We start from the raw sequence: 17107 nt of genomic DNA, 5'->3' as shown, positions 1-17107 counted from the left end.
TCCAAAATGAAAAATTCAGTACCACTATTAGGACTTTTTTTACTGACGATTTCCTTTACTTCTTGTAAAACTAAAACCGAAAAAAAGGCCGAAATAGTTACCGCTAATTATGTTCGTTTTGTTGATTCTGTTACGCACAAAACTACTGCTGATGCGGCAGCGAATTGGTCCAATATTGAAAAGTATTTCGAAAAACAATCGAATGAACTCAATTGTACGATTGACAATTTAGATGACACGTCGGCTTTTGACGCCAAAATTGATTCGGCGACCGCTAAATACGAAGCTTTCAAAAATTCGATTCCGCGGCAAAAAGAAGTAATTAAAGCAGTACATATTTCAGCAAAATAAATTTGGTTACATATAGATATAGGTATAAAAAAACCAGCGGAAAATTAATTTTCGCTGGTTTTTTGTATTTAAAAGTATCTTGATTGCTTAGTAAACTTCGCTGGCTTCTTTCAGTTTTTCCATGTTGTTGACTAAAGCCAACTCATCAACAATTTTCTGAATGTCACCATTCATGATATTTCCCAAATCGTACAACGTCAATCCCACACGGTGATCCGTTACACGACCTTGCGCGTAATTATAGGTACGGATTTTTGCCGAACGGTCACCAGAACTTACTTGAGACGTACGCGTTGTAGCATCTTCCGCTTGTTTTTTGGCTAATTCCTGTTCGTACAAACGGGAACGCAAAACGCCAAATGCCTTATCTTTATTCTTGTGTTGTGATTTTTGATCCTGACATTGCGCCACTAATCCGGTCGGAATGTGTGTCAAACGAACCGCTGATTTGGTTGTATTTACGGATTGTCCCCCTGGTCCTGATGAACAGAAAAAATCCACACGTACATCATTCATATCGATTTGTACATCAAATTCCTCTGCTTCCGGCAATACCATAACAGTCGCTGCTGATGTATGAACACGCCCTTGAGTTTCCGTTTGCGGTACACGTTGCACACGGTGAACACCAGCTTCAAACTTCAAAGTTCCGTAAACGTCCTCACCGGTAACTTCAAAAATCACCTCTTTAAAACCACCCGAAGTTCCTTCATTCATATCCACCACAGATGTTCTCCAACCTCTGTTCTCACAATATTTCGTGTACATACGGAACAAATCCCCGGCAAAAATACTCGCTTCATCCCCACCCGTTCCGGCACGAATCTCCACCATCACATTTTTCGCATCTTCGGGATCTTTTGGAATCAACATAAATTTGATTTCTTCCTCCAGTTCCGGCAATCTGTCCTTCGCTTCTTCCAGTTGCATTTTGGCCATTTCGGTCATATCAGCATCACTGTTATCGGCAATTATTTCATTTGCTTCCTCGATATTTGCCATCAAAATAACATATTCATCGCGCTTTTCAGCCAAAGCTTTTAAACTTTTGTACTCTTGATTCAATTGCACATAACGCTTCTGATCAGAGATTACATCCGGCTGAATGATTAAATCCGAAATCTCATCGAAACGTTGTTTTACTATTTGAAGTCTATCTAACATTTTCTTATTCCTTTATTTAGAGTGCAAAATTAGTGAAAATATTACACATTATTTAGTGAAATATTACACATTTTGGCTTTCAGATTTTACATTTTTTTCAGGAGCTGTTTCCTGCTATCCGCTGTATCTTTTTTTGGTAAAAAAACCAGAAAAAGGATGCCGCTTCTATCAGGGCTAGGGAATTGTGCTAATAAGAGATTGATAACACATATCTGCACGATCAGCACAAATCCTTAATCAAGTTTGTACTAAGCCTTTTACAATTTTAATAATAAGATTTTTAATATTATTAAGTTAAAAATTTATCTTTGTTGTTAAATGAATTATAAAATTTAAAAAAATGATAAGAATTATACATCTTTCAGATTTCCATCTTAATCCAACGAATTTGTTAGATTGGAATAATTTTATAAAAAAAGCATTATTAAAAAAATTATCTGAATTAAATAGCCAAGAAGAAATTTTATTTATAGCATTAACTGGAGATCTAATTGATTTTGGAGGTAAAGAATTTAATTCACCCGAATTAGCATTTAATACTTTTGAATCAGAAATAATTGAACCAATTATTAAGTCTTTAAATTTAACAATAGATAGATTTTTAATTATACCCGGTAATCACGATGTAGTTAGAAATGAAGATACCGAAAGAGACGAATTAGGAAGTAAAAATTATTTTACAACATCTGAAAACATTTCTAAATTTATTACTAAAGCTATAACTGATGATAGTTTTGATGGAATGAAAAGAATGATTGCTTATAAAAATTTTGAAAAAAAATTATATAAAAATCTTGCAATACCACATAATATAACAATTTTTGGTTCTTCTTTTATTATTACTGATAAAACAGGATTTGAAATAGGGGTTTCGTGTTTAAATTCTGCCTGGAGAAGTTACAGTAAAGATGATAAAGGAAATTTATTAATAGGAGAAAACCAGCTTATTGAGCAGGCCAATTTTATTGAAAATACTGATTTAAAAGTTGCTTTAGTTCATCATCCAATTGATATGTTATCAAATGTTGAATCAAAATTAATAATTGACCATTTACATAAAGATTATAATCTCTTACTTTTCGGGGATTCCCACGAAACTTTAACATCTATGAGCACTGGATTTAATGGCTCTCTATTTATGAATTTAGCACCATCTGGAATGAGTGATATTAGAACTGATAGCAGAAGGTATTCAAATGGTTTTACAGTTATTGATGTTGATTTTAATGACAAACAAATTTGTGCACAATATTTTAGATATAATCATAATAAAAAAGAATATGTGATTGATACTGATTCTGGAAATACAGATGATGGAAAGTTTTGTCAAGTAATACCAGAAAAAGAAAAAAAGAAAAATATAAGCATAATTAATAAAGCGTTGGCAAATGTAAAAGACAATCATTATAGTTCGATGAATGATTGTATGATTGGCATTAAAGTAGATATAAATGTAAAATGCATCAAGGCTGCTTTTATTTTACCTCCAATAACAATGGGTAAATCTCTCTCTGACGAAGACGAAACCCCTGAAATTAATATCAATCAAATAGTAAAAGACAATTATCATCAAATGTTTTTTGGTAATAAAGAAAGCGGTAAAACAGTTTTACTTTTCAGATTAGTTAGAGAGTTTGTTGATGAATATCAATATACAAGAAAACTACCAATTTATTTTAATTTAGAGGAGATTGGACATAAAGAAATTGAAACAGTATTAAAGGAATATTTAAGTTTTAATACAAGTGAATTAAATGAGTTAATTAAAAATAATGACATTGTTTTATTAGTTGACAATTTAAATTATAAAGAGAATGGCAATAACATAGATAGAATAAAAAAAATAGAAACTTTTTTAAATGAAAATAAAAACATTCAAATTATTGCTACTGGAGATGGCGATATATCTTCGGGTGTTCCTCCAATTGATTATGTCAAATATTGTAAAATCCCATTTAAAAGCTATTTTATACAAAATTTAAGATCAAAAGAAATTAAATCAATTATAAAGCTTTGGATTCCTGATGAAGATAGTATTAAAATGGAAAGCAGATTAGATAAAATAGTTAGTGATTTTAGTTCTTTTTCTTTACCGAGTAATGCAATGTCTGTTTCTCTTTTTCTTTGGAGTACTGAACATTCTGATCGTAAGCCTATAAATAATGCTGTATTACTGGATATTTACATAGAAATTATTCTTGAAAAATTGAACCAAGATAACATTTATAGAGGTTCGTTTGATTTTACAAATAAATTGCAACTATTAGCAAATATTGCTCAAGAAATGTTAATTGATGGAAAAGATGATTATTCTTTAATTTATAGTGATTACATCAAAGTAATTGAATCATATTTAAAATTGGTTGGGTTCGATTATGAGTCTGATAAAATCGCAGAATATTTCATTAGAAGAAAACTTTTTACAAAGTATCAAGGGAATAGAATTAAGTTTTCACAATCTTGTTTCTTTAACTTTTTTTTGGCTAAAAGAATGGAGTTTAACCCAGAATTTAAGGCTTATATTTTGGCAGAAGAAAATTTTTGTAAATTTATTTATGAAATAGATTTTTATTCAGGTTTAGTTAGAAGTGACAAGGAATTATTAATTAAAATATTTGATCGGTTTAAACAGGAATTTAGTAAAACTGATTATATTTTTCCTCAACTTGCTAATAATTGGGACAGGTATTTTATTATAAAGTTGAAAAGTGAAGAAAATGAAGATTCTAAATTTCAATCCGTAACCAAAACTACTGAAATTTCAACAATTAAAGAAAATAGACCTTCTGAAGAAATGATAGAAGAATTTCAAAATAGAAGACTTTCACAAATAGATGAACCAGGTAAAATTTTGAAAAAGAATGGCAGTGTTAATTTGGAAACTTTATTAATATTAATGTCAGTAGTTTTAAGAAATTCAGAAGGAGTTGAAGATATTAATTTAAAAAAAGAAATTTATAATTCTTTAGTCAAATATTTAATGATTTGGACTGTTTTATATCGTGAACATATTATTGATTATATTTTAAAAAATAAAAAATTACCCCCAACATTACCAACTAATATTAGTGTACAAAGAATGTTGTTAAATCTACCATTTCATATACAATCTGGTATGGCAAAATGGCTAGGAACACCTAAATTGGCAAAAGTAATTCTCGCAAAAATTGAAGAAGATGCAAAGGGTAAATCTTTTACTAAAAGTGATTTGGAATCATTCATTTCTGTTGCATTATATGCAGATGTACAAGGACGTGACTATCCGAAATATTATAAAAATTTTATTAAAAATTTAAAAAACACACCAGTTAGAGATTATGCTTTATACAAGTTAATATTTTATTATTACAGAAGAACTAGAGATGGTAGTGAAAATGAAGCTCTATATTTAGATATGATTTCAGAATTGAAAATGAAAGAATTAAATTTACCTAATAAAATGAAACAAAAAATAATTAATACATATATAACTTCAAAGAAAAACTTTTTGAATTAATTTCCGCCGTGGCGCGAGCGTCCCGCCCGTGAACACAAACAAAAGTAAATACATTATAAATTGTAATTGGCACGAGCGGGGTGGGCACAGAATGCAATTCTGCGCTAACAATAAATGAGAATATATGAAGTAATCTACGGCATTTTTCTCTTTCTTTATTATGAAAATGAGACGTAATCAATAGCCCTGATGGAAGCGGCATCCCACGCTTTTTAACGTGGATACAGCGTACAGCAGGAAGATTGGTTCTTAAAAACACTAATCGGTATGCTCCTAAAAACTTGAACTTTCCTAGCCGTTCATAACTCCTAAAAATTTCTTTTTAATACCGATTATGTATTCAATATAGTTCAATAAAGATTAAACTATTTTCATACCCCTATCGCTCGGATATCCACAATCGTTAGCGCAGTTTTGCAAACTGTGCCCACAACGAGAAGCAAATAAAAAACAGAACAACTGGATGTGATCGCATTGTTCCTCGTAATGACTTAATGAAATCGTCCACAAATAAAACCAACTGAAATGAAAAAGATCCTTATTACATTTTTAATAGTTACATTCTTTGTTTCTTGTAAAGAAACAACTAGCAAAAAAGCGGCCGAAGTTAAAAATCAACAAGTTGACAGCACAGCGAATCAAGTGATAGAAGTTGCTGCGTTCAAAGGGCAACAAGTTACCGGAGTCACACTTACAGATGACGGGCGTATTTTTGTAAACTTTCCGAGATGGAGAAAAGGAGTTGATGATTCAGTAGTGGAAATAACAAATACTACCGTTCAAAAAAGCTATCCGGATGAAAATTGGAATTCTTGGGAGATTGGACAGCCAGTTGTAGCCAATAAATTTGTTGGAGTGCAATCAGTAGTTGCCTTTGAAAACCAATTGTATGTCTTAGACACCAGAAGTCAATTATTCGAAAATGTACTGGATGCGCCTCGTCTTTTTGTTTTTGATTTAACAACTGATAAATTAGTTAAAACCTATGTTTTAGATAAAAACAGCTACCACCCTGATTCTTATATCAACGATCTTAGGATCGATAAAAAAACTCAAAAAATCTATCTTACTGACTCAGGAAACTCTGGTATTGTCATCATAGATATTAAATCCGGTCGTTCTAGAAGAGTTTTAGACAATCATAAATCAACAGCTGCCGAACAAGGCTTTTTGACATTTGGAGGCAAAAAATGGAAAAATACCATTCATTCTGATGGAATAGCCTTAGACACTGTAAACGACCGACTTTATTTTCATGCCCTTACAGGATACAGCCTCTATTCAATTGCAACAAATATGCTTAACTCTGAAGATGAAAAAAGCATTGAAGAAAGCGTTCGATTTGAGGCAAAAACCGCCGCACCAGACGGCATGCTATTTGACGACAACGGCAATTTATATTTTGCCGATTTAGAAAATAATAAAATCCAGTATCGAAAACCAGATGGCAGTATTCACACTTTGGTAGAAGGTGACAAGATAAAATGGGCAGATACATTTAGTATTTATAACAATTACTTGTATTTTACCAACTCAAGAATAAATGAAGTTACTGCTGATATTTCAAATTTGACTTTTACTTTAAACAAAATAAAATTAGCCAAATAGTAAAAAAAGTTATATTGACAAATCTAGCATTTGCAGCGGACATAAAGTTACTGATATCAAACATTAGTTTTTAGTTTCAATGTATGATATAAGATGGGTCGAATTTTTCAGACTCATTTTTTTTATCAAAAAAAAAGTTTAACTATTTTTAAAACTTACATTGCTACAGCAATAGTTGTGCAATAATAGAAATGAATGTCAACAGCAAAAAAAGATGCAGATCGCTTGGATATCCCCAGTCGTCAGCGCAGTATTACTTCGCCAGATCGTTCGGATATCCAAAATAGTTAGCACAGTTTTGCAAACTGTGCCCACAACGAGAAGCAAATAGAATAATCGACAAATTGGATGGTATTGCTTCGTTCAGTACAATGAATTAAACCGATTAATCAACAGCAATTTGTCAATATAACGGGGTTTGGGTTTAATTTGAAGTTGGTTTTGTACTTGCAAAGTCAGTGTTTAATCGAAAGTTTTGGCTCCCTCAATCCGCCACATCGCCACGATGCAAAACGTTATAGCCAATGCTAAGGACGACACAACAATGACAAACATTTTACATAAATAGTATGACAAAAGTTTTAATTACAGGGGCGACAGGAAATGTTGGGACAGAAGTGATAAAGTCATTGCAAAACATTGACCATCAACTTGAAATTTATGCTGGAGTTAGAAACTTAAATGAAGACCGACTTAAATTATCCAATTACAAAGTAAATTTTTCTCTATTTGACTTTACAGATGTTGAGACATACAAAACCGCTTTGAACGGCTGTGAAATCCTTTTTTTATTACGACCGCCACAAATTTCAGAAGTAGAAAAATATTTTAAACCTATCATTGACACTTGTAAAAAAAACGGAGTTAAACATATTGTATTCTTATCAGTTCAGGGCGTTGAGAAAAGTAAAATGATACCGCACCACAAAATTGAGAAACTAATTGTTGACAGCAAAATACATTACACGTTCCTACGACCTGCTTATTTTATGCAAAACTTTACTACTACTTTGCATAACGACTTAGTGAATAAAAAAAGAATTTATCTACCTGCTGGTAACGCAAAATTTACTCTGGTTAACGTTCGTGACATTGGTGCAGTTTCTGCAACTATCTTGACAAACATATCGGAGCATATTAATAAATCGTATGAATTAACTTGTAATGTAAAGTTGACGTTTTTGGAAATGGCAAGAATATTAAGTGACATTTTAGCAATTGAAATTCAATATATATCGCCAAACCTTATAAGTTTCTTCCTGACAAAAAGAAAAGAAAAAACACCAACGATGTTTATTCTTGTGATGATTATGCTTCACTATTTCCCAAGATTTCAAAAAAAACCTGAGACTACGAACTGGGTCGAGAAAATCACCAATAGACAACCAACAACATTTGAACAATTTATAAATGACAATAAAAAAGCACTTACCGAATGACAATAAGCTCCAAATCGCACGGATATCCACAATCGTTAGCGCAGTTTTGCAAACTGTGCCCACAACGAGAATCAAATAAAATAATGGTCCAACTGGATGGGATTGCTTCGTTACTTGCACTGACTTAACCCAATCGCTCGGATATCCACAAGCATTAGTGCAGAATTACAAACTGTGCAAACAACGAGAAACAAATAAAATAATAGAAAACAATATTGGATGATTTTGGACTTAAACGTGATATTGCCGAGAGAGGAAAAATAGCGTTCGAAATGCTTCAGGCCAAAATACATGATACTATTCTAATGGATTTGGAACTACAGAATATATTCTTAAAACAATGAATTCAAAAATTCTTGTTATTGCCTTAACTGCTGATTTAACAAAGTGGATTTGAAAAAATGCAAATCAAAAACAATGAACGATTGTATTGCAAAACCTGTTGATGAAACACCAATGTAAGGCAAGATAATTGGCCTTTCAAATAAAGCAGAAATGAAAAAATAGATTTAATTTTTTGATATCAAAAAAGAAATAGGTAAAAGTAGTAACGAGTTAAAAAATTATTTTTATTAGTTATTTGTCGAAAACAAAGCTTTTAGTAATTACCACTATTTAATCCTATTGTAAACTATCATTTACAGCACATATTGGTAATTTTTAGTTCATTCAAATTAGCATAATAGCTAAAAAACTTTTCGAAACGACAATCTTATAACTAAATACTAAAATTTTATAACTTATCCGGCAGTAATATTTTAACATTTGTATAGTGGCAAATAAGTCACAAAATAATCAAACCAATTATGAAATTAAAAAATACACTATCTACCCTCGCTATGCTATCGGTAGTATTTTTGACCAGTTGTACTAATGATAATGTTGAGAATTCAACTTCTAATTCGTCTGCTGTTGCAAAATCAGATGGTTCAACTTCTACCATATTTGCGGTAAATGAAACTTATAACATACCAACAAAAATTGGTTCACAGAAACCAGTAAATCTTGGTATTGCAGGAGATTTTGCAATTTTATCAAAAACAGGAATTACAGATGTGTATAAATCCGCTATTACGGGTGATATTGGTTCAAGTCCAATAACTGGTGCTGCTATATTAGTTAGGTGTACCGAAGTAGTAGGAACAATATACACCGTTGATGCTGCAGGTCCGCTTCCATGTAGTGTACCTAATGCTACAAGATTAACAGCTGCTGTTGGAGATATGCAAACCGCCTACACTGATGCAGCAGGACGAATTAACCCTGATTTTCTGAATTTAGGTGCCGGAAATATTGGAGGAAAAACACTGACACCTGGTTTGTATAAATGGACAACTGCGCTTACTATTCCAACGGATATAACTATTTCTGGTAATTCAACTGATGTTTTTATTTTCCAAGTAGCCGGTACTCTTAAATTGAGTTCCGCAGTTAGAATGACGTTAACAGGAGGAGTACAAGCCAAAAATATTTTTTGGGTAGTTTCCGATGCCGTAACATGTGGAACAACTAGTCATTTTGAAGGAAACATATTAGGAATGACCGGGATCAATTTTCAGACTCATGCAACAATAAATGGAAGATTGTTAGCACAAACTGCCGTAACACTTCAAATGAATGACGTAACCAAGCCATAATAATTGTAGGCAATAAAAACATAAAAAATAGGCCTTCCGATTTTGGAGGTCATTGAAAAACAACGCTTGTTTTTGATTATCGTAATTTTTCAGAAAATAAAAAAACGCTTATAACAGGATATAAAACATCCTTTATAAGCGTTTTTCTTTTTATAACTATTTTTTATTATAAGTTGTATGATTCTTTTTTTGACTTCTTTAGATGCATTTTGCATCATGCGGGTGTAAGTTGTATTTCCTACATTAATTTCAGTATTCTTTTTTAGTTGACTGCGAAAAATGCTATTGCTCCCTGCATTTGCATATTGGTAAGTCCATACGATATTGCTCTATCATAACCATGTACATTTTTTAACCCGATCGCTCTGGTATCCACAATTGTTAGCGCAGTTTTACAAACTGTGCCCACAACGAAAAGCAAATAAAATAATCGACAAACTGGATGTGATTGCTTCGTTCCTCGCGATGACTTAATCCAATCGCTCAGAAATAAACTCTGGAAGCAAAAAGTTTTAACCCATTAAAAAACCAACAGATGGAAGTACCACTTACCCCCCGCTGGCGAAAGCGTCCCGCTCGGGAACGTGATCAAAATCATTTATTTATTCATTTTTCGATATTGTCAGGAAACAAAATTATATTCACGAGCGGAATGCTCAGAATAACGTAAAAACAGGGACAAGAAAAACTCAAGTTTCAGAAAACCGAAAAAAAAATTGAAAATAAATTTATGATTGAACAACTTGAAGATAATTCCACTGCCGCTCGTTTTCAACGAGTGCCAGTTTAATTTATGGCATAATCGTATCGTTTGCAACGCAGATTTTTATTACTTTTATTAAATCAAATTCTTCATTATTTCATAAAATGAAATAAAATGAAACCCGATCGCTCATATACCCATAATCGGTAACGCAGTTTCGCAAACTGTGCCCGCAACGAGAAGCAAATAAAATGATAGTCCAACTGAATGTGATTGTGTCGTTCCCCGAAATGACATAATCCAATCGCTCACAAATAAACCCAAAAGCATCAAAAAAGTACTAACACATTAAACAAAACAAACCAATGAAATTACTGCTTAGCACCTTATTTTTAATATTGAACCTGACTGAATTCGCACAATCGAATGCATTTGCTGGTAATTATAATCGCACCTTTAGCAAAGAAGGGGATCATTTAATTGAATATAAATTGACCTTAAATCAAGATGGAACATTCGTATTTCACTCCTTTTCGAAAATTAAAAATGGATTTCCGCCTGAAGTACATAATTACGGAAAAGGAAAATGGACTGCCAAAGACAATGTGATTTCTTTTTCTTCCAACAAACAAGAAGACTTTGATGCAAAATACAAGTTGGATTTCAATAAATCCAAGGCGAGATTTGTAACTAAAAATCCCCGTGATAAATCAAACCGAATCATCAAGACCAAACTTGCGTTTGTAGAGTCAGAAATTCCCTGGATACAAAGAATGGATATTTTCAAAATATAACTATGCATTATAACGTAAGTGTATAATTCCATTTCTTAACGTTCACCACAAAAATGATGGAATAAAAGAATAGATAAATTGGATGCGATTGCTTCGTTCATTGCAATAATTTCCCTGGTTAACGCAAGCTATCCGCTCATGAAAATAAACGGATTTAAACACATTATTGATGGAAGTTCGCTTTAGCGTGACGCTTGCTCGAATCTTTAAGAAAAAACTATTTCTTTCGTTATTATAAAAATAAAACGAAATCTTTAGCCCTGATGGAAGCGACATCTCCCGATTTAGAAAAACAAGGCTTTTTCAGCCGTAGATTTTATTAATCGGGAATACAGCGGACAGCAGGACGGTTCGTTATTGAAAACACCATTTGTTCTGCTCCTAAAAAAACACAACTTACCCATTCATAATTCTTACCGATTTCTTTTTAATACCAATTTCTAAATTCCTAATTTGCACCCTTAAATTAGAAAGAGAAAATGAAGGTCTGTATTGCCGAAAAACCAAGTGTAGCGCGCGAAATCGCATCCGTATTGGGAGCTAATACCAAGCACGACGGGTATTACGAAGGCAATGGCTATCAGGTAACGTATACTTTTGGGCACTTATGTACCTTGAAAGAACCGAACGATTACAAACCCCACTGGAAAAGCTGGGATTTAAATAACCTGCCTATGCTTCCCGACAAATTTGAAACCAAAGTGGTCGAAAATTCGGGAATCCAAAAGCAATTCCGAATCATAAAAAGCCTGTTTGACAAAGCCGAATTGGTCATCAACTGCGGGGATGCCGGGCAAGAGGGAGAACTCATTCAGCGCTGGGTGATAAACGAAGCCAATTATAAAGGCGAGGTACAACGCTTGTGGATTTCATCCCTAACCACCGAAGCTATAAAAGAAGGTTTTGAAAACTTGAAACCATCCGCCAACTACGATAATTTATATTACGCAGGATTTTCCAGAGCCATTGGCGACTGGTTACTCGGTATGAATGCCACGCGTTTGTACACAGTAAAACACGGCGGATACAAGCAAGTTTTGTCTATTGGAAGGGTGCAAACCCCTACTCTTGCCATGGTCGTGGACCGATTCAAGGAAATTGAGAATTTCAAGCCGCAACTTTATTGGGAGTTGCAAACGGTATATCGAGACACGCTGTTCAGCTATGAGGAAGGACGTTTTCTGAAAAAGGAAGATGGCGAAATCCTAGCAAATAAAGTCAAGGAAAGCGAGTTTGAAATTGTCTCTGTTGAAAAAAAGAACGGCAATGAATTTGCACCAAAACTCTTTGATTTAACTGGCTTGCAAGTGTATTGCAACACGAAATTTGGCTTTACCGCAGATGAAACACTGAAAATTGTACAGACTTTATACGAACAAAAAGTAGTCACGTATCCGAGAGTCGATACCACGTTTTTGCCAAATGATATCTATCCAAAAGTGGCTGGGATTCTGAAAAACTTGACGAATTATGCCGCGTTGACGCAACCGCTTTTGGGAAAAAAGATTAAAAAATCGGCTAAAGTTTTCAATGATAAAAAAGTTACGGATCACCACGCGATTATTCCAACCGGGATTCAAACCAACTTGCAATACAATCAGCAACAAGTTTATGACATAATTACCAAGCGTTTTATTGCCGTGTTTTACGACGATTGTTTGGTAGCCAATACCACCGTAATTGGGAAAGCAGCCGATGTAACTTTCAAAGCGACGGGAAAAGAAATCCTAAAAAAAGGTTTTCGAATAGTTTTTGAAGACCCAAACGCAAAAGAAAAAGAAGCTGATATATTACCCAGTTTTATTGTAGGCGAAAAAGGTCCACACGAACCCTCGTTTTTAGAAAAGGAAACCAAGCCGCCGAATCAGTTTACGGAAGCTACCTTATTGCGCGCAATGGAAACCGCGGGCAAACAAGTGGATGATGAAGATTTACGCGAACTAATGAAAGAAAACGGTATCGGACGTCCATCCACACGAGCCAATATTATTGAAACGCTGTTTAGACGCCAATACATTATTCGAAACAAAAAACAAGTATTGCCAACACCTACAGGAATTCAATTGATTGATACCATTCAAAATGATTTGGTAAAGTCGCCTGAACTCACGGGTTCTTGGGAAAAGCAATTGAAAGATATTGAAAAAGGAACCTTTACCGCCGGTTCGTTTATCAATAATATGAAGCGAATGGTGGAAACTTTGGTGTATGAAGTACGCAGTGAAACCAGACGCGCGAATATTTCGCATGCAGGAAGTATCCAAAAAGAGGTAGGTAAAGTAGAGAAAAAGAAAGCAGTCGGAATTTTGGCGGAAGCCTGTCCAAAATGTAAAAAAGGGACACTGATAAAAGGAAAATCTTCGTATGGATGTTCCGATTATAAAGTAGGTTGCACCTTTTTATTGCCTTATACGTTTGCAGAGAAAAAAATATCCGAGAATCAATATTTGCGGTTGCTTCAAAAAGGTTCTACCGTAAACTTGAAAGACTTTAAAACGGATGCTGGCACTCTGGAAGGTTTGCTTCGTTTTGACGAAAATTTCAAACTCAAATTAGAATCTAAGAAAACTTTGGCGAAAGCCAATCCGGACGAATTAGCCTGTCCGAAATGTAAAAAAGGAACGGTTCTGAAAGGAAAAACTGCTTATGGTTGTAGTCATTATAAATTGGGATGTGATTTTAAAGTCACTTTTGATACGGTGAGAACCCAACTTAAAGATCAAAAACCCACCAAAGAATTGGTATACACTATTTTGAAAAAATGTGTATAATACCGAAATAGGTAAACTTCATTATCATTTGTTGTCACGAATTTCAGGAATTATAACGAATTACATTCGTTTTAAAGGCGAATTTGTGAAATTTAAACAGATAATTTTTCGTGCAAATTTGTGTAAGCGTGGCCATGTTTTTTTTAAAGCGTTAGCTGTAATATTCCAGAACCAAAAATAAAATACACCTATTCTATTTTTTCATAATTTAGCTTAATCTAATTAAATACGAAAAATCTAAACTTATGTTTCACAAATCGACTCTTGCACTGCTTTTGTTAGCCTTTGTTTCCTGTAAAAATTCAGATGCAAATGAAAAAGAAAAAATCAAAGCCGCAAATTGGCTTTTGGGAAATTGGGAAAGTAAATCAGTTGAAGGCAATCTAACCGAAACTTGGGAAAAAGTAAACGACAGTACGTTTCAAGCGCAGTCATACTTCATCAAAGAAAAAGATACCTTGCATTTTGAATCGATAACCTTGCAACAAAAAGGAGATAAGTTAACGTATTCCGCTACCGTTAAAGGACAAAATAACGACAAAGCGGTTACTTTCAAATTGACAACCGGAACAGAAAAGCAAATGGTTTTTGAAAACCCAAAACACGATTATCCAAAAAAAATCATTTATACCCAAATTACAAAAGACAGTCTAGTGGCTAATATTTCGGGAATTCAACAAGGAAAACCTAGTTCAGAACAGTTTTCGATGAAAAAAATCAAATAAACTACAATAGACATAACGTGACTAAAAACTTTATAGATAAATACGTAGATTTAAGTAGTACTACAAACTGAATTTTAGCACTCTATCTAAAAATACTCTAATGCTATTCATATTTATTCTAAATAATTTTTGTATTATTTAAATGGGTTGTATATTTGCGTCAATTTATTCTTATTTATTCTAAATAAGATGTTACAAAAAAGATCAATCCTAATAATATACGTATGAAAAAGAATCTTTTTATTTCTTTTGTCTTAGCCACTACTTTGTTTATGAATGCGCAACAAAAAAATACACTTTTGGAGCAGTCATTCTGGAAAACACATCCGGATGTAAATACAGTTAAAGCGGAAATAGCAAAAGGAAACAGCCCGTCAGCATCAACTCCCAATGCTTTTGATGTAACAGTTATGGCTATCAACAATGATGCTCCTGTGACTACAATTAAATTCTTACTGGAACAACCCGGGAATGAAGTCAATAAATCAACACACGACAATCGTATTTATTTACACTGGGCAGCAAATAAAGGAAATGCAGCAATCGTAGAATATCTAATAGCCAAAGGTTCCGATATTAACCTAGAAGACAGTCAAGGCTATATACCAATTACATTTGCAGCTGCGAATGGTCAAAACAATATTGCTGTTTATGAAGCATTATTTAAAGCCGGAATAAACCCGAACAAGAAATATAAAGACGGTGTAAACCTATTGCTGTTGGCGATACCGTTGGACAAAAGTCTGACACTTTCTAACTATTTTATTACTAAAGGAATGTCTCTTGATGCTGTTGATGACTATGGTAATACCGCATTTAATTATGCGGCGAGAACAGGAAATATTACCCTTCTAAAAACACTGTTAGAAAAAGGAGTAAAATTCAATGATGATGCACTAATTATTGCCGCGCAAGGTTCCCGTAGAGATGCAAATACTCTTGAGACCTTTAAATATTTGGTAGAGGAATTAAAAATAAATCCAGCAGTAATCAGCAAAACAGGTGAGACAGTACTTCATTTTCTTGCAGGTAAATCCAAACAAAACGAAATCATCAATTACTTTTTAGCCAAAGGAGTAGATCCCAACAAAGCTGATAACGACGGAAATACAGCATTAATGGCTGCTGCTGCATCCAAAGAAATCGCTGCAATGGAACTGTTATTACCAATTGTAAAAAACAACAATTTGCAAAATAGCAAAGGAGAATCGGCATTAACGATGGCGGTGAAGTCAGGAACCCCTGAAGCAGTTGCACTTCTTTTGAACAAAAGTGCTGCGGTAAATGTTTTAGATAAAGACGGAAACAATTTGGGATACTACTTAATACAATCCTACAGACCAATGAGTCGTGGCCCAGAAGTGGCAAATGGACCATCACAAGATCCTTTTGACGCTAAAATAAAATTGCTGCAAGACGAAGGATTCAACTTAGTCGCTCCTCAAAAAGACGGAAGTACGCTTTACCACTTTGCTATCGCCAAAAACGATTTGGCATTATTAAAGAAAATCACCAATTTGAACATTGATGTAAATGCAAAAAATAAAGATGGTTTAACTGCGTTGCACAAAGCAGCCATGATTGCTAAAGACGATGCTATCTTAAAATACCTAGTGTCTATTGGTGCCAAAAAAGAAATCACCACTGATTTTGACGAAAGCGCCTACGCCTTAGCAAAAGAAAATGAGTCTTTAACAAAAAACAACGTTTCTTTAGAATTTTTAAAACAATAGTATGCAATCAATATTAAAATTAGGTGTAACAGCTTTGCTATTATCCTTATTATCTTTTCAGGCTTCCGCACAAACCAGTAAATACAAATGCATGCTGCAAATGTCAAACTACATGGGAGAAGGCGCTTATATTGTAGTTTCACTTATAAACGCTAAAGGCGATTATGTAAAAACGTTATATGTAATGGGTGATGATAAAAAATGGTACAAAACCCTTAAAGAGTGGCACAAATTTTACGCTAAAAAACCAGAAAACATCAGCGCCAAAACCGGAGCTTCTGTAACTGGTGGTGACCGAAGCATCACAACAATAGAAATTGAAGATGCTAAAATCAATAAAGGATTTAAATTACGATTTGAAACAGCAGTAGAAGATCATAAATATAATACCGCTGATTTAGAAATTCCACTTACAACTGAAGGAATTGCTGCAAAAACTGAAGGTAAAGGTTACATTCGCTACGTAAGATTAAATAAAATCTAAAAAACAGCTATTGTTTGCTAAAGGTAGTTTGGGCGTGACCCTCTCTAAAAAAGGTCGGGTCGGGTCTTCCGTTCCCGCTTTTTTTATAAAGACAAAAAAGCCTTTATAAAAAAGAGCTCCACTTCAACCCCTCATGCAAGCGCAGCGGTAAAGCAACCAAAAATATTTAAACAACATTTTAATCCAGTTTCAACTCCCTCCC

11 protein-coding genes are annotated in these 17107 nt (G+C 33.7%); 10 read left to right on the top strand and 1 reads right to left on the bottom strand.

Features of this window, described 5'->3' with window-relative positions:
* Positions 1 to 6 precede the first annotated feature (6 nt).
* Positions 7 to 351 carry a hypothetical protein gene (locus ACP7AV_RS08595; protein WP_426091598.1) on the top strand — a complete coding sequence of 115 codons (345 nt, stop codon included), beginning with the start codon at positions 7 to 9 and terminating at the stop codon, positions 349 to 351.
* 87 nt (positions 352 to 438) lie between these two features.
* On the opposite strand, the gene prfA is transcribed toward ACP7AV_RS08595, so the two are convergent.
* The gene (gene prfA / locus ACP7AV_RS08590; protein ID WP_091203850.1) at positions 439 to 1515 is read right to left on the bottom strand and encodes a peptide chain release factor 1; all 1077 of its coding nucleotides are present in this window, start codon (positions 1513 to 1515) and stop codon (positions 439 to 441) included.
* A gap of 340 nt (positions 1516 to 1855) precedes the next feature.
* On the opposite strand from prfA, the gene ACP7AV_RS08585 reads away from it, so the two are divergent.
* The 9 genes from ACP7AV_RS08585 (at position 1856) to ACP7AV_RS08545 (ending at position 16905) form a co-directional block, all read left to right on the top strand.
* Positions 1856 to 5011, top strand: coding sequence for a metallophosphoesterase (locus ACP7AV_RS08585; protein ID WP_426091597.1), 3156 nt, complete (start codon positions 1856 to 1858; stop codon positions 5009 to 5011).
* A 525-nt stretch (positions 5012 to 5536) separates the two neighbouring features.
* The gene (locus ACP7AV_RS08580) at positions 5537 to 6619 is read left to right on the top strand and encodes an L-dopachrome tautomerase-related protein (RefSeq protein WP_426091596.1); all 1083 of its coding nucleotides are present in this window, start codon (positions 5537 to 5539) and stop codon (positions 6617 to 6619) included.
* Between the two features lie 569 nt (positions 6620 to 7188).
* On the top strand, positions 7189 to 8058 hold the full coding sequence (locus ACP7AV_RS08575) for an NmrA family NAD(P)-binding protein (RefSeq protein ID WP_426091595.1): 870 nt from the start codon (positions 7189 to 7191) through the stop codon (positions 8056 to 8058).
* A gap of 806 nt (positions 8059 to 8864) precedes the next feature.
* A complete protein-coding gene (locus ACP7AV_RS08570; protein WP_426091594.1) occupies positions 8865 to 9695 on the top strand; it encodes an ice-binding protein in 831 nt (276 codons plus the stop codon).
* Between the two features lie 1068 nt (positions 9696 to 10763).
* On the top strand, positions 10764 to 11192 hold the full coding sequence (locus ACP7AV_RS08565; protein ID WP_426091593.1) for a hypothetical protein: 429 nt from the start codon (positions 10764 to 10766) through the stop codon (positions 11190 to 11192).
* Positions 11193 to 11671: 479 nt separating this feature from the next.
* Complete coding sequence (locus tag ACP7AV_RS08560) at positions 11672 to 13963, top strand: DNA topoisomerase 3 (protein ID WP_426091592.1); 2292 nt, start codon at positions 11672 to 11674, stop codon at positions 13961 to 13963.
* A 245-nt stretch (positions 13964 to 14208) separates the two neighbouring features.
* On the top strand, positions 14209 to 14688 hold the full coding sequence (locus ACP7AV_RS08555; protein ID WP_426091591.1) for a DUF6265 family protein: 480 nt from the start codon (positions 14209 to 14211) through the stop codon (positions 14686 to 14688).
* Between the two features lie 224 nt (positions 14689 to 14912).
* Positions 14913 to 16421 (top strand): ankyrin repeat domain-containing protein, encoded by a 1509-nt coding sequence (locus tag ACP7AV_RS08550; RefSeq protein WP_426091590.1) that lies wholly within the window; start codon positions 14913 to 14915, stop codon positions 16419 to 16421.
* Position 16422: 1 nt separating this feature from the next.
* Complete coding sequence (locus ACP7AV_RS08545; protein ID WP_426064303.1) at positions 16423 to 16905, top strand: DUF2271 domain-containing protein; 483 nt, start codon at positions 16423 to 16425, stop codon at positions 16903 to 16905.
* The last annotated feature ends 202 nt before the right edge of the window (positions 16906 to 17107 follow it).

The organism is Flavobacterium sp. DSR3-2, assembly GCF_049896525.1.
Classification (GTDB): domain Bacteria; phylum Bacteroidota; class Bacteroidia; order Flavobacteriales; family Flavobacteriaceae; genus Flavobacterium.
The sequence above is the reverse complement of the archived record's forward strand: the minus strand, read 5'-3'. Positions and strand labels throughout refer to the sequence as shown.